Raw genomic sequence first — 17,000 nt, 5'->3', positions numbered from 1 at the left:
ACAGTCGGCTACAGGGTCAGGAAGCCGTCGTAGAGTCCATAGGCCGCCACCAGGGCGCCTGCGACCACTGCGGCGAAAATCAGCTTCTCGACAGAGGTGAAAACCGGTTTGCCCAGCTCGCGCTTGGCCTTGGCGAACAGAATCGCGCCGGGGGCGTAGAGCAGGGCGGACAGCAGCAGGTACTTGATCCCGCCGGCATACAGCAGCCAGACGGCGTAGACCAGGGCGATGGCGCCGATGGCCAGGTCCTTGCGCCGCTCGGCCGCGAAGCCCTCGTAGGTCTCGCCACGCACCGCCAGCAGCAGCGCGTAGGCCGCCGACCACAGGTACGGCACCAGGATCATCGAGGTGGCGAGGTAGATCAGGGACAGGTAGGTGCTGGCCGAGAACAGGGTGATGATCAAGAACAGCTGGACCATCGCGTTGGTCAGCCACAGGGCGTTGGCCGGTACGTGGTTGGCGTTCTCGCGGCGCAGGAGCTCCGGCATGGTGTGGTCCTTGGCGGCGGCGAACATGATCTCGGCGCACAGCAGCACCCAGGACAAGAGGGCGCCCAGCAGCGAGATGATCAGGCCGACGCTGATGAGCACCGCACCCCAGTGGCCCACCACGTGCTCCAGCACCGCGGCCATGGATGGATTCTGCAGCTTGGCCAGTTCCGGCTGGGTCATGATGCCCAGGGACAACACGTTCACCAGCACCAGGAACAGCAGCACGGTGATGAAGCCGATCACGGTGGCCTTGCCCACGTCGGTGCGTTTCTCGGCGCGGGCGGAAAAGATGCTCGCCCCCTCGATGCCGATGAACACCCACACGGTGACCAGCATCATGTTGCGCACCTGGTTCATCACGCTGCCCAGGTCGGGGTTCATCGTGCCCCAGATGTCCCGGGTGAAGATCTCGAGCTTGAAGGCGAACAGCGCGATCAGCACGAACAGCAACAGCGGCACGACCTTGGCGACGGTGGTCACCAGGTTGATGAATGCCGCCTCCTTGATGCCGCGCAGCACCAGCCAATGCACCGCCCACAACAGCACCGAAGCACCGATCACTGCCGCTACGGTGTTGCCCTCGCCGAAAATCGGGAAGAAGTAGCCCAGGGTACTGAACAGCAGGACGAAATAACCGACGTTGCCCAACCAGGCGCTGATCCAGTAGCCCCAGGCCGAGGAGAAGCCCATGTAGTCGCCGAAACCGGCCTTGGCGTAGGCATACACGCCGCCGTCCAGGTCGGGTTTGCGGTTGGCCAGGGTCTGGAAGACGAAGGCCAGGGTCAGCATGCCGACGGCGGTGATGGCCCAACCGATCAGTACCGCTCCGACATCGGCGCTGGCGGCCATGTTCTGCGGCAGGGAAAAGATCCCGCCACCGATCATGGAGCCGACAACCAGTGCAACCAATGCACCAAGGTGCAGTTTTCCAGGCGCTTCAGACATGGCATGACTCCATAGGTGGCAAGCGGTGTTTTAGGCTCTGTACGAAAAGCCTTGATACTCGTTCAGGCAGCGTTGAAAACTGCCTGACCTTGATCTCAAGACTTTTCGTACAGCGCCTGGTTTTTAAATAACAAATTCCATGGTTTTGCCTTTCGCCGGATTGACGTTAGACAAGTTTTTAATGTTGTAAAGGATGCTTGTTTATTCTGTTTGTGCTTTGTATGTTTATTTGCAATTAAAAATAACTGCTGAGCTGTTTTTGTAATAAAGAGGGCAAGACATCGCCTCGATAGCGTGGTTTCTCGCGGAATGCTCGGGCAGGATTTCGTTTTGGGGCGTTCAATAGGGAATATTGAAAGGCAGGGGCAATATCCCAAGCGTTTGAAGGGTGCTTATGGATTTTGGCGATCAGTAAAGAAATTAATGGAATGGAAAGATATAGTTCATCCACGCAGCCATCCGCAACAGTATCTTGCGCATCATGCCTATATGGTGAAAGTGCTGACTATAAACCGCCGCCTGACCGTAGGCGCCACCGGGGACGAAGTCCCGATACTGGGTAAAATCCGGATCATTGATTTCAATGACGACAGGAACTCGACCTGGTGGCGGTGAGCCGGTATAGCTGGTGAGTGTTCCCGAAGGCTGAACCTGCCCCTCTCCGATGACGCTCAAGACACTCGCAACCTTGCCTTTGAATACTTTTCCCGGGATTCCGTCGAATGCCACTTCCGCTTCATCGCCAACGACCAGACGCAATAAACTGTTCTGGCGCATCCAGGCCGCGAAATACTGGCCCTCGTCAGGGATGAATATCATTGAAGGCCTTAGCGGTAGTTTGGTTGCCATCATCCCGGGCCGCAAGGAGACCTGTGCGACGAACCCTTTGCTCGGGGCACGCACGATCGTGTTATCCAATTCATATTGAGCGTGATCCAGCTGTGCTTGCAGATCGTCCGTACGGGCGATGGTGGCCTCCAGCTCACGTTGGGTGCCAAAGCTGCGCTTGATCAGCTCGGTGATCCTGGCGCGATCGCCTTTTGCGGCGATCAGCTGCGCCTTGATTGACTTGACCCGGTACGTGAATGGCGTCGGGTCTATGCGAAATAGAATATCGCCTTTTTGAATGAGTTCGTTGCCTTTTACCGGAACCTCGATGACTTGACCACTGACGACCGGAATCACTGGGACGGAAACAAAATAATAACGGGCCACCTCTGAATAAGGGTGGTTGTAATTCATCGTAAAAATCAGGGCGCCAATGATAAGGATGCCGCCCAGGACAGCGGTAGGCACCGTCCATTTATTTAACGGAATATGAAAGATTTTAAAGATGGCAACACAGAGGGCGGCATAGGTCAAAATGAGCAAAAGGTCCATGACCTAAATCCCCCCGTCGCTGTTGCTGGGTGCCGGTGTTTGTCGACTTTTGCCGGCGGATATTTCCAGTCGCTCAACGCGGCCTTGCAGTTCTGCCAGTTGCTGCTCTAACTGGGTAACGTGACTGAGGGGAGATTTACCATCGCCAAAACCCCAGCCCCGATCCTCGCGATAGGCCATTGCCCAAATCCATAGAAATGGCCAAAGCGCATGCAGCGTGAACAGGCTGACCCAGCCGGTCGCATGGATGGCATCCTGGTGCGGGTGGTTTCGGTGCACGGCAATTTCATAAGGAATGTCGTGCAATAAGATGATTCCGTAGAAAAGGAACAGTCCGGCAAAGATCAGGATACCCAGCGCAAAATAATCAAGCACGACAGCCTCCCATCCGCACGGTTCACTATGAGGAATGATTGTAGTCGTGACTTTTCCATTCGCTTGGTCGACAACAAAAATATCAGCGGCCAGGCTTCACCACGGTGATGCAAGGGCTCCAGGCCGGGTCGAACAACGAGTCCTGGTAGAAGGGTGAACGATGAGTCTATTCGGTTCTTTCTGTTGGCTGCGCAGTCACTGACGCCTGCGGATAATCATAATCTGCGCCGGAACGCTTCCAGTATTTCCTGTGTGCCTTTTTTCAGCTGCAACTGGGCGATGGCGTCCAGTGGATGCCAGAGACAGTCGTGGATTTCATTCAGTGGACGGGCCGCCTTCGAGTCGTTGACCGAGGCTTCGAATACGTGATGTTCGGTGCCGCCGTCGTTGAGGCGCATCAGGTAGAGCAGATTTTCAGCGGTCAGTCCGGTTTCTTCGGCCAGCTCCCTGAGCGCGGCATCGGCATGGGTTTCGCCGCGCTCGACGGTTCCACCCGGCAACGCCCAACGGCTGTTGGGCTTTCGCACCAACAGCACATGGCGATTTTCCTGGCAGATGACGGTCGCTCGAATTTTCATGGGGTTGTCCGGCATATCGCTGTCATAAAAATGAAATATAACTGAAACATAAGACGCAGGTCTTGTTGCAGGTGTTCAATCAGGTTTTTGGACTCTCTATCGGTACGACCACATCCATCCAGGAAAGATTGAACCTGATTCGAATGAATAGGTGCGGTCGAGTATCCCGTCTGAATCATGGTCGCCGGACAGGTCGAGCTGACCGGCCATCGCCTAAAATGAATCAGATGGGAAAAAAGGTATCCATGTTGAGTGGATAGCCACCCCGGGCAGTGGGGAGAGAGGAAAAATGACCACTGTGGAAGACTTCAAGATCAAATCCCACGAGCTTCTTGTGGAGCTCGATGCGGCGACTTCGGAAATGATGACCCTTATCTGTGCCCACCAGATGACCGGTGCGGCCTGGGAAGAGGCGGTTCGGCGTCAGCATGAAGCCTATGAGCAGTGGATCGGCTATCTGAATGAGCGTCCCTCTTAGCCGCAGTACGAAAAAGCCTTGATACTCGTTTATGCGGCATTGAGAACAGGCTCGTGGGCGAGTCCGGTCGAGATGCTTGTTGACAGCCGGTAGACTCCGCTTCCTCGCCCCGTTTCCCTTGCCTGGCCTTCGCGCAAACCTATGCAGGCAACGTCAGGACATCTGGCAGATTTTTTGAACGCTCCCGGGGCGCCCAGGCCTAATCCTTAGACCTTGAATGGAGGATTGGGCCATGTCTGAATTAGCCAGTTATTTCTGGATTGCTGTCGCAGTGCTTTTGCTGCTGGTAGATCTCTGGGCAATCGTCAGCGTCTTTCGCAGCGACAAATCAGCCGGTACCAAGGCCGGCTGGGCCCTGTTGCTGATTATCCTGCCGGTAGTGGGCTTGATCATCTGGGGCGTGGCTGGTCCACGCGGGGTCAAGGAGCCGCCGTCGTCGCCGGAGCACAGCAAAGGCTAGTCGTCGGGTATTGCTCGCAGGGCAGAACATCAGCGATTCTGCCAGCGGCCGCCGGTGGTTTCGCAGTCCTTTTTTGCCTGTTGCAGTTGCTCGACACCGTAGTAGTACCAGATGACTTGCGCGTCGTCCGGGATGTTGGCCGAGCCCCCCGTCCTGTCCTTGCTGGTGGAATGCGGATTGGCCAGGGCTTCCTGGGTCAGCCTGGCCTCGCATGTGGCGACGTGGCCGGCAGCGCAGCGTTCGACCGGTGTCTTGCGAGTGCTCAGGGTTCCCTTGCTTTCATTGCTGCAAGACCAGCCGATGGCTTCGGCGGGCACGCCTTTGTACTCATAGCAACTGTGGGTTTCGATTTCCGACACTGACTGGCTCTGGGACTGGGTCCTGACATCGCAGCCTTGTGCCATGGCGGCGGTGGGGCTGGCGCAAGCCGCCATCAGCAGCAGGACTTTGGCGTTCATGATGGATCTCCTTTTCGCGGTTTTTGCACCTGTTTCAATATCGAGGAGCAAAAAGCCGCCGCGTTCCATCGATTTTCAGGGTCGACGTACGTGAGCAGACGCGGGTCTGACGCGCTTGAAGCTAGCGGAATTTGGGCAAGGGCCGTTCGACTGGCTTGAGTGACGACAGGGCGTGCTGGATCGATGGGGCATCCTTCTCGATGTCGTTGAGGCGGTCCCGGATGCGCACGGCCGTTGGGTGGCCGCCGTTGTGGTCGACCCAGTCGGCGATTTCCTTGCAGGCAGCCGTCAACCGGGCCTGGCGCGATTCCAGCAGGGTGAGCAGGGTGGTGATGGACTCTTTTTCAGACATGTCACACCTCCAATTCAGAGTTGATCGAGCAGCACGAGGCCCGCTGGAGGCGGGTCATGCTGTCGATTAAGCGTAGTAGAGTTATCGGGGTTGCGCCGCAGGCTCCGGCACCCGGCTGGACAGCCGGCACGCCGGAAAAAGGGTTTGTATGATCAGCCGGATTCCTTGATCCAGCTCGGTGCGACGCTTGCGCGCCAGCGCACATCCGTGATGCCGTATTTCTCCGCAAGGGGCTTGGTGACCCGCTTGACCTTTTCTCTCCCGAATTTGGGTATGCGCCCGACACCTGCGTCGCAACTGGCCCAATGCCAAGCCTCGGAGTTATTCATCACCTCTGCTCGAATGATGAATGACTTGGGTTCGCCATGGAGCATGTAGTCGATGATGTAAAGCGATGGCCCGCCCATAAATCCTCCCTAATTTAGTCCTATACGGATGGATGCGGAGGCGTCCGGAAAATTCCATCGGATTTCCAGACGGTCAGGACAAGGCCTGAAAAGGGCGGCATTGAGCGCCGGCAAGCGAAACCCACCGGAAGCGTTCGCGGCCAGGAACCAAACCCGGTTAACCTTCTCCAAGCTGGGCTTGAGCACCATGGCCAGGGAACGAAGGCGAAGCAGTCAGCATCATGAAAGGTAGAACATGAGGAACCTCGCCAGGGTAGTGGTCAGCGTAGTCCTTGCCTGTGGTTTGGCGGGATGTATCGGACCGCCCATCGAACTCACCGCGCAAACCGAGCAACGGCTGCGTACGCAACCGCCGATCCGTTTCCTCCTGACATTCGATGACGGGCCCAGCGCATCGTCTTTCTGGAACCCTAGCCTGAGCGTGCTGGATGCCCTTGCGGATAATCCGGTGCAACCCGGTATCAAGGCGGTATTTTTCGTACAGACTCGTGCCCCGCGTGCCGGTGGCAGCGAAATCGGTCGCTCGGTGATGCAGCGTGAGCAACGCGAAGGGCACGTACTGGGCTTTCACACTGCCACAGGGTGGCATACCAATCATCGCTCCCTCGGTCCCGACGAGCTGGAGCAGTCACTGGTCAACGGCGCAGCCGATATCGCGGCGATCACCGGTGTCGCTCCGACCTTGGTGAGGCCGCCGTTCTGGAGCTATGACAGGCGCACCTTCGCGGCTTATCAACGGCAGGGCATGCACGTATTGCTCACCGACCTGAGCGCCAACGACGGCAAGGTCTGGGGCATCACGGCCAGTCCGCGTCGGCGGATCAACCTGATACGCCAGCTTTCAGAGGTACGCGAGCGCATCGCGGCCGGGGAGCTTGCGGCGGTGGAGGGGGTGATCCCGGTGGTGGTGACCTTTCATGATCTCAACCGCTACACCGCCCGGCACGCCCGGGAATATCTGCAGATCCTGCTGGACGCCGCCAGGACCACCGGGGTCAAGACCGATGCCAAGCCGTTCTATGACGACCGCCAGGCACTGGAGCGAGCCGCCATGGCACGTACGGTCAAGGAAAGCGGTCAGCCGGTGCGCCTGCCGGGCCTGTGGGACTGGATATGGGATTCGGACGCGCGATGAGCTGCATGATCGGTGGTGTGCGTCACGACGTTCGGTGCGCATCCCGGCACGAAGTGCGTGTAAGGTAGGCGAGCTAACCTGGTTATCTCGGAGGAGTTGACGATGAGTACCGCGATGCTGACGAAAATGCACATCAACGGTTATGACGTTCTCAGCGTAAACAGCGGCCCTTGGAGGGTCTGTACCCAGGCTGACCGACTGGGATCCTTTGCTTCCCGTGAAGAAGCGCTGGCATACGCCGCCGCGTTGCCGGTCAGGAAGAACCGTGATGAGCGTACTGCCAGCGACAAATAGCGCCGGTGGTTGACGGTTTGGCTCGCGAAGGCGCAGAACAATTGCCACGAGGCGGATTGTCTCGTCGTCTTCGCGGGCTCGGGCTCCAGGCCGTGAGCCAGCGCTGCTGGCAATCGGTTTGAAGCGTGTCCAATGCTCTGCGGGCGCCGTCAGGCGAGCCACCTTCAGGCAGGTGCCAGTTCCAACGGAATCTCCAGCGTGAACAGGGCGCCCTGCCCGGGGCCGTCGCTATGGACATGGAGGTGACCATTCATCTCGACGGCCGCCAGGGCGCAGCTGTGCAAGCCGAACCCATGACCCTCCTTGCGCGTCGTGAAGCCGTGGTTGAAGATGCGGGCCAGGTTCTCGGGCGCAATACCTTCCCCTCGATCCTGGACGCTGAGGCATAACCTGGTCTGGTCGAGGATTCGTATGCCCAAGGTCATTTCCCGTGGATGCTCGCAGACATGGGACATGGCGAACTTGGCGTTGCTGATGAGGTTGATCAGGATCAGCAGCAGCCTGTGCTTGTCGCCCATGATCGTGGGCGTGTCCTGATAGTCCTTGATGACGGTGACGTGGTGTCGGCTCAGGGCGCCGGCATTCATGCGCAGCGCGTCTTCGAACAGATCGCTGATCCTGAGCGGTTCCACCAGCCTTGCGGCACCGGCATAGGCTTGCTGGGTGGTGACGATTTCCTTGATGTGGTCGACGCTTTTGGTCAGTTGCGCCAGCTCCTCGATCAGCTGTGCCTGCTCGGCGCTGATGGACTCCACCAGCTCGTTGAAGTAGCGGGGCAGCAACTTGCCTTTTTCGTCGAGGGTGATGAACCGGCCCAGATCGTCGGCATGTTCGTTCATCATCCTGACCGCTTTCCCAAGCCCCGCCGTCCTGCTGTTCTTCAACTTGCGGGTCACCAGGTCCGCTGAAATATTCACGCTGTTCAGAACGTTCCCGACGTTGTGCAGCACGTTGGTGGCAATTTCCGCCATGCCCGCCATGCGGGCGGCGTCCACCAGCTCGCGTTCGGCTTCCCTCAGTTCGCGAGTGCGTTCCTCCACTCGTTCTTCCAGGCGTTCGTTGGATTGTTGCAGCTCATGGTTGATCTGGTTGATGACCGAATAGCTGCGAACCAGCCGTACCGCCAGGTAGATCATCAACAGTGCCATCAGGCTGGCGCATACGGCCAGGTAAATATGGTATTGGCGGTCGGTGGCGGCGGTCCTGCGTTGTGTCTCGTTCAGCAGCTCATTGATGTTGTCCAGCTCCTGGGCCACCGGAATGACGCTGATGCGGTCGAGCAGGTCATTGACGATGGGCTGCTCCTGGATGATGGTCCTCACATGTTGCGTCAGCCTGGCGAAGGGCGGCCGATATTCGTTGGGCAACCGGTCGATGTAGCTGTCCAGCTTGCTCAGTTGGCCTTGGATTTCCCGAGCCTTGTCCGACGTGACATAAAGCGCGAATTCCAGCGTCGTCAATGTCAGGTCCAGGACATCGGAAGCCATCGCCAGATGCTCCGCCGGGGCCGGTCCATTCATCCCGCTCAACAGGTCCTGGATTGCGTCTTCCGCCGACGGTAGCGCGTCCAAGGACGAGCGCAGGCTCGCATTATGGTGGTCGAACTGCTCGACCAGCGCGGTCTTGTTCCTGACCGCATCGACATAGCCCTGGCGCCGCGATTCCCAAAGCGTGGCCAAGGGACCGCTGTCGTTGAGCCGTTCCAGTTGTTCCCAGCGGCTGCTCGCATCGGGTGGTGGGCTCAGTGACAGGTTGTTATTGAGCCCTGTCTTCTTCTTCAGGATCTTGACGTTCCAATTGGCGTCGGATTGCTTGAGCTGCCGGATGAAGTCGCGGGACTCGAAGTATGTCGTCGTGTCATAGGTATAGGACTTGATGAGAAAGAACATCAGGGCCGAAAACGTCACCAGCGCCACAGCCAGCAAGGCGGGCCATTTATATTTCCTGATGAGCATGGTCACGCAGCTCTCCTGTCGGGGGCGGGGGAAGACGCGGTGGATGAGTTCCGGAAGGCGCGGGCACTGGGGGGCTTGAATCGATGAGGCGAGGGAGCGATTGATTGTCGCGTCGTGGTGTTTCGGCCTGGGTACACGTTGAGCTCCCTGCTAACGCTGGATATCGAAATCGTCACTCAAGCCAGTGTAGCGTCAACGGAGCGCCAGGACGGCAAGGCGGGCGCGACCAGGACAGGTCGCGCCGCGACGAGGGATCAGCGGTTGTCGGCCCGAGTATCGATGAAAGGCAGGGCACCGTTCGGCAGCACGGTGGTCGGCAGCACGCCATTCCAGCGCTCGGCCTTGGTCAGCTCCACCAGGTTCTGGTTGCTGGCCAGGGCCTGTGCCCGCGCCTTGATGGCCTCGGCTTCAGCCTTGCCGCGAAGTTCGGTGGCCAACGCGTCCGCCTTGGCCTGGGCGACCTGCGAGTCGGCTTCGGCCTGGGCCTGGGTGACGCGGATCTGGGCCTGGACCTGCTCGGTGGCCAGTTGCTGCTCACGGGTCTTGACCTGGACTTCCGCCGCCATGCGCGCTTCGATGGCCTTCTCATAGGCGTCGCTGAAATCGATGTTTTCCACCTGGACACTGTCGATGATCACAGGCCCGGTGATGGTCGACTTGATGGCGGCCGAGATGTCATTGACCAGCTGGACGCGATTCTGCACGGCGGCCACGGCGTTGAACTTGCCGAAGACGTTCTCCACCTGAGTGGGCACCTGCCGGCTGATCATCCGGTCCCGGATGCCTTCGAGATCCTTGAACTGGGTGTAGACCTTGGCCACATCGGACGGCGCGATGTGCCAGGACACCGATACCTTGAGCTGTGCGGACTGCTGGTCCTTGCTGTATGCCTGGAGATCGTCGTACGAAGTGACCTGGCTTTGAACGCTGATCAGACGCACGGATTCGATGAAGGGGGTCTTGAAGGACAGCCCGGGTTCCACCACGCCCACCAGCGCACCGTTACGCAGCAGCACGCCGCGTTCGGTTTCGTCGACTGTGTACCAACTGCCGAAGAAGACGCTCAGCAGGACGACGCCGATGACGGCGGCAGCGAGGGAGCCCATGGTTTTTCTGGTCATTTTCTCTTTCCTTGTAACAGCCACCGAGGCTGCGATGTTTTCCGAGTGCCAGACACGAAAAAGCCCTGGATAACCAGGGCATCAACGTATGGATATGGCGCAGGCGATGGGATTCTAACTCACGGGGCTGTCATTTTCCGTGATGAACGTTCCAATCCTTTCTTCCAGGTCCTGGGCAGCAACAGCCAGGTCTGTTGGCCTGAGGTGCAGTGCCCTTGACCTGGGTAGCGCTTTACGCGGGATCGGGCACGCTCAATGATCGGTCCAGCCACTGCGTGACGACCTTGAAAGCCTCATCGGAATTACGTTCATAGATCAATCCGTGGCCGTTGCCGTGAATGCCCAGTGCCGGTAGATCCAGGTGATGAATGTTGGCACCGGCATTTCGCAGGAAGGCGACGATGCTGGATGCGTAGGCAGCAAACGCCGATGTCTCACCTGTCAACAGCGCTATCGGGACGCCCTGCAGGCCAGGGACCCTCAGGGTTGAAGGTTCTGCTGTACGCACTTGTTCAGGCGTTTTGCGAGGCGGATCGAAGGTCAGAGGTGCGGCAGTCAGCCCCCAATCGAGGCTGCCTATGCCCGGTGTGTGGCCAAATACCGGACCCATGGGTTCCACCGCCACAATTCCTGCGACCAGGCCGGGTCGACGATCGGCGGCGAGCCAGCCACTGGGCCCGGACGCGGAATGCGTAACGATGATCGCTTTGCCGATCTTGTCGAGCAGCGCGGCCAGTCGATCCGCATCCAGGGTCTGGGATGCCGCAAGGTCAGCCGGCATGGGGCCGTAAGCTGCGACGAAGGCGTCAAACGCGGGTCCATCGTCCGGCTCGAATGGCCACTGCGTTTCTCCTGCGCCTTCTGGAAAGTAGACTTCACGCGCGCGCTCATAGGAGAACGCTGGCCCCATCGGCCCCATGATGTCTGGGTGATACGGCGATCGGCCATGGCCTGGTCTGTCGACGCGAAAAACGACGAAACCGGCTTCGATGAACCGCTGCGCCCACCCTGGTCGGCCATCGGGTGTGTCCAGCCATTCAGTGCCCTGCAGCGTGCCTCCGTGCACCAGCACCACGGGATAGGGCTGGGTGATGTGCTCAGGGGATTCCCAGGCCACGTACATCGGACCTTTCTGGAAGCTCTTACCGTTATGGGTAACGCGGGCTCCGGTCACCCAGAAGTTGCCACGGCGCGAGCGTTTCACCGGAGCGGTTCGCCAGGGTTGCGAGGCATGATCGAACGATCGGGACACTGTCTGCGTAGCGAATGCCGACCAGTCCTTGTGCCCGTATCCCCGGGCAAGCGCCGACGTCATCTTCGATCGCACAGCATCGGCCGCCGGCAGTTCCAGGCCCTTGCGACGGGCCGCCTCGATGGCCAGGTTTATATCCTTGAGGCCAAGAGACAGTTTGAAACCCGGTTCAAAACGGTTGTTGACGATGTTCTGCCCGTACCGCTGATAACTGGGGCAGGCGAACAGGGTCTGGGTCATGAGGTCGACGAAAACCTGCGGACTCAGTCCGTGGTGTTGAACGAGTTCGGTTGCTTCGCCCAGCGACTGGATGGCTTGAGTGATCATCATGTTGCCCGCGATTTTCGCGATACAGGCCTGTTCAGGTCGAGCGCCCAGGTACCAGGTCTTTTTGCCGAGCAGGTCAAAGATCGGTTGGACCGTCGAGATGGCTTCCCGCGATCCGGCCGCCAGGATATTCAACTCGCCGTTTGCCGCCACGGCAGGCACGCCGAAAACCGGCGCCGCGATCAGTCCGATGCCGATTTCATCGTGCACGCTTTGCAACTCCACCATGAGCGAAGGCGACAAGGTCGACATCACGACATGAACGCAAGCCTTGCCTGCATTTTCCAGAGCTGCGCTGGCCAGCAGCACTTCCCTGACGGCGGCATCATCGGCAAGCATGCTGATGACGACCTCTTGCTGAAATGCCGAGGCGGGAGATTCGAGAATGCTTGCTCCTTCGAGATCCTTGATCGCCGCGTGACTACGGTTCCATGCCGATACGCGGTGGCCTGCCTGGATGAGCAGAGCAATGATCGCTCTGCCCATGCTTCCCACACCGATAAAGCCAATATTCATTTTCCAGTCCCCGGATGGTGTTTCGACGAACGTGTTTGCGGACAAGTATGTCGGGCGCGGGATTGCTACGGCAGTGCCATTGCTGCACTCTCTGCGTTCATTTTTGTACGGGGTAGCGCATGGACTGGAGTGATGTGCGGGTCTTTCTCGCGATTGCCCGCAGCGGGTCGTTGGGCGCTGCCGCCAAGCTGTTGGGAGTAAGCCATCCGACCGTGGGGCGACGCTTGCAGGTGCTTGAGCAGTCCAGCGGCCAGCCCATTTTTCTTCGCACCGCCCAAGGTCTGGTACTGACCGACAGCGGAGAAAAGCTACTCAGCCTGGCGCAGGAGATGGAGCGAAGTGCGTTGGCAATCGAAAGGCGCCTTGCGGGGGACAGCGCACAGCCCGAAGGTGTGTTGCGCATTTCTTCCGCCGACTGGTTCGCCTGTTATGTGTTGGCCCCGGTACTGAATGAACTGGGGCGACGTTACCCGCTGATCGTGCCTGAGGTCATCGCGGGGCATCGGTTGTTTGACCTTGCTCGTCGCGACGCCGATATCGCGTTCCGAATCGTTCCTTTCACCGAGCCGGATATCGTTCACCGCAAGCTGACTACCCTGAACTATGGGTTGTATGCGGCCGTCGGATCTCCCGACCCTGAGCCGCAGGGCGATGGGCTTGGTTTGATCACCATGAGCATCGCCCAGTCTCATTATCCAGATGTGCAGTGGCTGCAGCAGCGTTACCCTCTGGCTCGTACCGTATTCACCAGCAGCAGCCGTACAGTCCAGGCACAGATGTGCGCGCAAGGGCAGGGTGTCGCCGTATTGCCCCGCGTCCTGGGCGACCAGTTAACGGCGCTGCGGCTGATTGATCCGCATGAGCCGCCACCGGGTCGCGATATATGGATGGGGTACCACCAGGACATGCGGCAGATGGACAGCCTCCGTGCCCTTGCAGACCTTGCCTCCCTGATGATCGGCTCGCAGGGAGGCGGTTGATTCACTCTGCTGGGCGCATGGCTGCCGTTTGCAGGCCCGCAGCCGGTTGGCGGGCCAGGCCAAGGCTGAGTGCCGCACCTGCCGCCAGGCATACCGCGATGCACAGTATGGAGACGGTGAAGGCGTGGGTGATGGCCGCCGCGTCCGTATCCGTGCCCAGAAGGGTGTAGAAAATCCCGCCGATGATCGCCACGCTCAATGACGTGCTGATTTGCAGGGTGGAGCTGGTAATGCCCGCAATCATGCCGGAATACGCGGGTGCCACGCGTCCTGTGATCATCCGCATCAATGTTGGAAGGGCCAGTCCTTGTCCGAAACCGATCACAAAAAGAATGACGGCAAGGGGCAGTGCAGTGGGACTGACGGTCATCGGCGTCCGCACCACGAGCCAGGCCAGGAGCACGAACCCCAACACTTCAAGCCCCATTCCGACGGGATTCACGTAAGCACCCAGAAAACGCCTGAAACGATTGGTGGAGAGTGGTCCCAGCAAAAATCCCGCGCCGAAAGGAAGAAAGACGAGACCAGCATCGAGTGGGCTCATATGCAGTGCTCCCTGTAGATAAATGGAAAACAGCAGGAAAAACACGCCGATCGCATAGAAGGTCAGGGCCACGAGCAACGCACGGCCCAGGCCAGGCGTGCGCAGTGCGGCAGGATTGAGCAACGGTGCGCCTTGCGCTTGATGCAGACGGGTTTCGTAGCGCCAGAACAGCCAGGCCAGCAGCGGCACCGCCGCAAGCGAGAGCCAGGCCCACAAAGGCCAGCCCGCTTCGCGCCCTTCGATCAATGGAACGATCAGAGCCCCAAGCGTCACCATGGACAGTGCCGTTCCGCCCAGGTCCAGCTTGCTTGTATGTGGCGCGCGGGTTTCCTTGACCACGGCAATGGCGACCAGAATGATCAGCACCGCGATCGGCAAATTGACCAGAAATATCGCCCGCCACCCCAAGCCCATCAGGTTGAGCGATATCAGGATCCCGCCAAGTGCCTGGCCGACTACCGAAGCCAGGCCAAAGACCGCGCCATAGAGACTCAGCGCCAAGGGTTTTTCCGATTCGGGGAATATAGCCTGCACTGAAGCGAGTGCCTGGGGCGCCATTACGGCCGCTGTTACGCCTTGCAGCGAACGTCCGGCGATCAACACCCAGGGTGAGTCGGCGACGCCGCAGACCAGTGAGGCGACTGCAAAGCCAACCAGGCCAACGAAAAACATCCGCATGCGGCCGTAGATGTCACCAAGCCGTCCACCAGTGATCAGTGTCACGGCATAAAGCGCCGCGTAAGAGGAAATGACCAACTGTTCGGCGGAGGAGGCCGTGCCCAGCGATTCCTGAATCGAGGGCAGTGCCACGTTCACGATAAAAAAATCCAGGGGCGGTAAAAACGCACCGACCAGCAAGATGGCGAACATCAACCAGCGCCGCGGTTCTGCGAGCGCTACTTTTTCCCGAGGCATAGGATCTCCTGTCTGGAACCGTTCGGTTGCAGAGTATTGAATGTCTGAATGTTCGAGCTTCAGTCGAAAAGACGGCCCATGCGCTGAACCAATGAGTGGCAATCTAAACGATTCAACCTTTGCCGACGCCTCACATAATTGAACGACCAATGTTCATTTATGGCAGTGCCAACCAGCACCTGACTCCCCACAAAATGCCCGCACTGTGGTTTCAGTCGATCCACACAACCAGGACCGAGGAGTCAGCTATGTCAGGTAAATTCGCTAATCGGATTGCAGTCGTCACCGGCGCATCCACCGGGATCGGCTTTGCGATTGCGCAGGGTTTGATTGCCGAGGGGGCCAAGCGTGTTTACATCACGGGGCGTTCTGCTGCCACGCTGGAGGCGGCGGTCGCCAAGCTCGGTGATAAAGCGGTTGCGGTAATTTGCGATGTCGCGAGCCAGGCTGATCTCGATAAGCTCAAGGCGACGATTGATGCTCACGACGATCAGTTGGACTCGGTGTTCGCCAACGCGGGTATCTGTGAAAGGAACCCGGTGGGGGAGACCACCGAGGCTGCTTATTTCAACATGTTCGACATTAATGTGAAGGGCGTCTTTTTTACTGTCCAGACGCTGATGCCCTTGTTGAAAAATGGCGCTTCGATCGTGCTGACGGCTTCTATCTGCTCCAGCAATGGGATGGAAGGATTGAGCCTCTATAACGCATCCAAGGCAGCGGTGCGATCTTTTGCAAGGACCTGGGCCAACGAACTCAAAGGTCGCAAGATTCGAACGAATGTCCTGAGCCCAGGCTTCACCCGCACCCCGCTGATGGATAACGGCTTGAAGATGAGTGAAAGCGACATAGCGGCGCTGCGCCAACATGTCGAGCAGATCACGCCGCTGGGGTATATGGCTCAGCCCGAAGAGATCGCCTCATCGGCGCTGTTCCTTGCATCCGCCGATGCGAAATATGTCAACGGTGTGGAACTGATGGTCGACGGCGGCCTGTCGCAGATCTGAACACCCGCTTGACCGTAGCGCAGCCCTCGCCGTGGGTTGCTTTTTTCGCTGTTGCGAAGCCTCAGACAGGAAGTGTCATCATGAACATTGAAGAGCTGACCACTCGACTGGAAGCCTTGGAAAGTCGCGCCGCTATCGAGTCGCTGATCAGCGCCTATGCCAACGCATTCGATCGCATCGACGTGTCGCTCCTGGGCCGAATCTGGCACGAAGAATCGACACTGGACTTACCGGGTTTCGGCAAGGCCGGAAATAGGAACGAAATCCTGGCGATGGCTCAAGACAGTTGGCGCCAGATGCCACATATGCACCACTGGATGGCCAACCCGGTGATCGAAATCGAGGGTGACAGTGCCTTGGGTACGGTGGCAGCGGATTGCCTGTTCCTGGACATTGAAAAAGGTCCAGTTCAAGTCAGCGGGCTGTACCACGATAAGTTTGAACGTCGGCAGGGGAAATGGGCATTTCTGTCACGCCGTTTTGAACTCCATTTCCTGACGCCGTTGAAAGACTGGATACCCTTGGCGGGCGATGAAAAGTACGCCGTGGATGAACATCGGAGCCTGGACTTGCTCCCGACAGGTTGACGTGCTTGCGGGATCTGCGTGAGAGCGCGAACGACAAGTGCTGCCTGTCCTAGTTGTTCAAGTTCCAGGAAACGATAGTGAAAAACGGATAATCCCGGGCTCTGGCCGTTCGACAGGCATGTGGCCTCCATCGGACGCACCTCGAAAAGACCCGGAAAACGACCCTGAAGGGAGCCACGAGGTTCCTGGATCCCAGAAACGACAAAGCCCTGAATAATCAGGGCTTTGTCGCAAGAAGATGGCGGAGGCGATGGGATTCGAACTCATGGACCTGTTACAGTCGACGGTTTTCAAGACCGTTGCCTTAAACCACTCGGCCACACCTCCGTATTGCATTGCGGGCGCCATGATACCCGAATGAAACACACTGTCAAACTCTCCACGTAGCTTGTTACAGAGCGTCTGTTATGATCCTTGCCACTGAATGTTTCAAAACCGGAGGA

General features: G+C 58.6%; 18 protein-coding genes and 1 tRNA gene. 7 read left to right on the top strand and 12 right to left on the bottom strand.

What is annotated here, in order from left to right; all coding sequences use genetic code 11:
• Positions 1–8 precede the first annotated feature (8 nt).
• The 4 genes from arcD to AC1M7R_RS26255 all read right to left on the bottom strand — a co-directional run bounded on the left by arcD (position 9) and on the right by AC1M7R_RS26255 (position 3,769).
• Positions 9–1,436 (bottom strand): arginine-ornithine antiporter, encoded by a 1,428-nt coding sequence (gene arcD / locus AC1M7R_RS26270; RefSeq protein ID WP_490610123.1) that lies wholly within the window; start codon positions 1,434–1,436, stop codon positions 9–11.
• A 420-nt stretch (positions 1,437–1,856) separates the two neighbouring features.
• A complete protein-coding gene (locus tag AC1M7R_RS26265; RefSeq protein ID WP_072398414.1) occupies positions 1,857–2,816 on the bottom strand; it encodes an HlyD family secretion protein in 960 nt (319 codons plus the stop codon).
• 3 nt (positions 2,817–2,819) lie between these two features.
• Positions 2,820–3,191 (bottom strand): DUF3302 domain-containing protein, encoded by a 372-nt coding sequence (locus AC1M7R_RS26260; protein ID WP_072398415.1) that lies wholly within the window; start codon positions 3,189–3,191, stop codon positions 2,820–2,822.
• Between the two features lie 215 nt (positions 3,192–3,406).
• Positions 3,407–3,769: an NUDIX hydrolase gene (locus AC1M7R_RS26255; RefSeq protein WP_072398490.1), complete on the bottom strand. Its 363-nt coding sequence runs from the start codon at positions 3,767–3,769 to the stop codon at positions 3,407–3,409.
• Positions 3,770–4,058: 289 nt separating this feature from the next.
• On the opposite strand from AC1M7R_RS26255, the gene AC1M7R_RS26250 reads away from it, so the two are divergent.
• Positions 4,059–4,247, top strand: a complete 189-nt coding sequence (locus tag AC1M7R_RS26250; protein WP_072398416.1) for a hypothetical protein — start codon at positions 4,059–4,061, stop codon at positions 4,245–4,247.
• A 232-nt stretch (positions 4,248–4,479) separates the two neighbouring features.
• Complete coding sequence (locus AC1M7R_RS26245) at positions 4,480–4,707, top strand: PLD nuclease N-terminal domain-containing protein (RefSeq protein WP_072398417.1); 228 nt, start codon at positions 4,480–4,482, stop codon at positions 4,705–4,707.
• Between the two features lie 29 nt (positions 4,708–4,736).
• On the opposite strand, the gene AC1M7R_RS26240 is transcribed toward AC1M7R_RS26245, so the two are convergent.
• From AC1M7R_RS26240 to AC1M7R_RS26230, 3 genes are all read right to left on the bottom strand, one after another.
• The gene (locus tag AC1M7R_RS26240; RefSeq protein ID WP_072398418.1) at positions 4,737–5,165 is read right to left on the bottom strand and encodes a hypothetical protein; all 429 of its coding nucleotides are present in this window, start codon (positions 5,163–5,165) and stop codon (positions 4,737–4,739) included.
• 121 nt (positions 5,166–5,286) lie between these two features.
• Positions 5,287–5,517: a hypothetical protein gene (locus AC1M7R_RS26235; RefSeq protein WP_072398419.1), complete on the bottom strand. Its 231-nt coding sequence runs from the start codon at positions 5,515–5,517 to the stop codon at positions 5,287–5,289.
• A gap of 152 nt (positions 5,518–5,669) precedes the next feature.
• Positions 5,670–5,924 carry a DUF6555 family protein gene (locus tag AC1M7R_RS26230; protein ID WP_041022040.1) on the bottom strand — a complete coding sequence of 85 codons (255 nt, stop codon included), beginning with the start codon at positions 5,922–5,924 and terminating at the stop codon, positions 5,670–5,672.
• 235 nt (positions 5,925–6,159) lie between these two features.
• Here AC1M7R_RS26230 and AC1M7R_RS26225 point away from each other — a divergent pair, with 235 nt between their 5' ends.
• Positions 6,160–7,059 (top strand): polysaccharide deacetylase family protein, encoded by a 900-nt coding sequence (locus AC1M7R_RS26225; protein WP_072398420.1) that lies wholly within the window; start codon positions 6,160–6,162, stop codon positions 7,057–7,059.
• Positions 7,060–7,161: 102 nt separating this feature from the next.
• A complete protein-coding gene (locus AC1M7R_RS26220; RefSeq protein ID WP_072398421.1) occupies positions 7,162–7,353 on the top strand; it encodes a DUF2188 domain-containing protein in 192 nt (63 codons plus the stop codon).
• A 164-nt stretch (positions 7,354–7,517) separates the two neighbouring features.
• Here the strand turns inward: AC1M7R_RS26220 and AC1M7R_RS26215 are convergent, their stop codons facing one another.
• The 3 genes from AC1M7R_RS26215 to AC1M7R_RS26205 all read right to left on the bottom strand — a co-directional run bounded on the left by AC1M7R_RS26215 (position 7,518) and on the right by AC1M7R_RS26205 (position 12,524).
• Positions 7,518–9,308: a DAHL domain-containing protein gene (locus AC1M7R_RS26215; protein ID WP_072398422.1), complete on the bottom strand. Its 1,791-nt coding sequence runs from the start codon at positions 9,306–9,308 to the stop codon at positions 7,518–7,520.
• A 254-nt stretch (positions 9,309–9,562) separates the two neighbouring features.
• The gene (locus AC1M7R_RS26210) at positions 9,563–10,429 is read right to left on the bottom strand and encodes a prohibitin family protein (protein WP_072398423.1); all 867 of its coding nucleotides are present in this window, start codon (positions 10,427–10,429) and stop codon (positions 9,563–9,565) included.
• A gap of 232 nt (positions 10,430–10,661) precedes the next feature.
• Positions 10,662–12,524, bottom strand: coding sequence for an NAD(P)-binding domain-containing protein (locus AC1M7R_RS26205; protein ID WP_490610122.1), 1,863 nt, complete (start codon positions 12,522–12,524; stop codon positions 10,662–10,664).
• A 119-nt stretch (positions 12,525–12,643) separates the two neighbouring features.
• On the opposite strand from AC1M7R_RS26205, the gene AC1M7R_RS26200 reads away from it, so the two are divergent.
• Positions 12,644–13,504 carry a LysR family transcriptional regulator gene (locus AC1M7R_RS26200; protein WP_076406936.1) on the top strand — a complete coding sequence of 287 codons (861 nt, stop codon included), beginning with the start codon at positions 12,644–12,646 and terminating at the stop codon, positions 13,502–13,504.
• Position 13,505: 1 nt separating this feature from the next.
• Here AC1M7R_RS26200 and AC1M7R_RS26195 read toward each other — a convergent pair whose 3' ends face one another.
• Positions 13,506–14,963 (bottom strand): MFS transporter, encoded by a 1,458-nt coding sequence (locus AC1M7R_RS26195; protein WP_490610121.1) that lies wholly within the window; start codon positions 14,961–14,963, stop codon positions 13,506–13,508.
• A gap of 248 nt (positions 14,964–15,211) precedes the next feature.
• Here AC1M7R_RS26195 and AC1M7R_RS26190 point away from each other — a divergent pair, with 248 nt between their 5' ends.
• Both AC1M7R_RS26190 and AC1M7R_RS26185 read left to right on the top strand, forming a co-directional pair.
• Complete coding sequence (locus AC1M7R_RS26190; RefSeq protein WP_072459354.1) at positions 15,212–15,970, top strand: SDR family oxidoreductase; 759 nt, start codon at positions 15,212–15,214, stop codon at positions 15,968–15,970.
• 80 nt (positions 15,971–16,050) lie between these two features.
• Complete coding sequence (locus AC1M7R_RS26185) at positions 16,051–16,557, top strand: nuclear transport factor 2 family protein (RefSeq protein ID WP_072431162.1); 507 nt, start codon at positions 16,051–16,053, stop codon at positions 16,555–16,557.
• A gap of 239 nt (positions 16,558–16,796) precedes the next feature.
• Here AC1M7R_RS26185 and AC1M7R_RS26180 read toward each other — a convergent pair.
• A tRNA-Ser gene (locus AC1M7R_RS26180) sits at positions 16,797–16,884 on the bottom strand.
• Between the last annotated feature and the right edge of the window lie 116 nt (positions 16,885–17,000).

The organism is Pseudomonas sp. MS01C9 (genome assembly GCF_058202755.1).
This window is presented reverse-complemented; position numbering and strand designations above follow the sequence as displayed.

Excerpts from the sequence above, each read along its gene's own strand:
- arcD (WP_490610123.1), bottom strand. The coding sequence starts at position 1,436 with ATGTCTGAAGCGCCTGGAAAACTGCACCTTGGTGCATTGGTTGCACTG.
- AC1M7R_RS26265 (WP_072398414.1), bottom strand. The coding sequence starts at position 2,816 with ATGGACCTTTTGCTCATTTTGACCTATGCCGCCCTCTGTGTTGCCATC.
- AC1M7R_RS26255 (WP_072398490.1), bottom strand. The coding sequence starts at position 3,769 with ATGAAAATTCGAGCGACCGTCATCTGCCAGGAAAATCGCCATGTGCTG.
- AC1M7R_RS26250 (WP_072398416.1), top strand. The coding sequence starts at position 4,059 with ATGACCACTGTGGAAGACTTCAAGATCAAATCCCACGAGCTTCTTGTG.
- AC1M7R_RS26245 (WP_072398417.1), top strand. The coding sequence starts at position 4,480 with ATGTCTGAATTAGCCAGTTATTTCTGGATTGCTGTCGCAGTGCTTTTG.
- AC1M7R_RS26240 (WP_072398418.1), bottom strand. The coding sequence starts at position 5,165 with ATGAACGCCAAAGTCCTGCTGCTGATGGCGGCTTGCGCCAGCCCCACC.
- AC1M7R_RS26235 (WP_072398419.1), bottom strand. The coding sequence starts at position 5,517 with ATGTCTGAAAAAGAGTCCATCACCACCCTGCTCACCCTGCTGGAATCG.
- AC1M7R_RS26230 (WP_041022040.1), bottom strand. The coding sequence starts at position 5,924 with ATGGGCGGGCCATCGCTTTACATCATCGACTACATGCTCCATGGCGAA.
- AC1M7R_RS26225 (WP_072398420.1), top strand. The coding sequence starts at position 6,160 with ATGAGGAACCTCGCCAGGGTAGTGGTCAGCGTAGTCCTTGCCTGTGGT.
- AC1M7R_RS26220 (WP_072398421.1), top strand. The coding sequence starts at position 7,162 with ATGAGTACCGCGATGCTGACGAAAATGCACATCAACGGTTATGACGTT.
- AC1M7R_RS26215 (WP_072398422.1), bottom strand. The coding sequence starts at position 9,308 with ATGCTCATCAGGAAATATAAATGGCCCGCCTTGCTGGCTGTGGCGCTG.
- AC1M7R_RS26210 (WP_072398423.1), bottom strand. The coding sequence starts at position 10,429 with ATGACCAGAAAAACCATGGGCTCCCTCGCTGCCGCCGTCATCGGCGTC.
- AC1M7R_RS26205 (WP_490610122.1), bottom strand. The coding sequence starts at position 12,524 with ATGAATATTGGCTTTATCGGTGTGGGAAGCATGGGCAGAGCGATCATT.
- AC1M7R_RS26200 (WP_076406936.1), top strand. The coding sequence starts at position 12,644 with ATGGACTGGAGTGATGTGCGGGTCTTTCTCGCGATTGCCCGCAGCGGG.
- AC1M7R_RS26195 (WP_490610121.1), bottom strand. The coding sequence starts at position 14,963 with ATGCCTCGGGAAAAAGTAGCGCTCGCAGAACCGCGGCGCTGGTTGATG.
- AC1M7R_RS26190 (WP_072459354.1), top strand. The coding sequence starts at position 15,212 with ATGTCAGGTAAATTCGCTAATCGGATTGCAGTCGTCACCGGCGCATCC.
- AC1M7R_RS26185 (WP_072431162.1), top strand. The coding sequence starts at position 16,051 with ATGAACATTGAAGAGCTGACCACTCGACTGGAAGCCTTGGAAAGTCGC.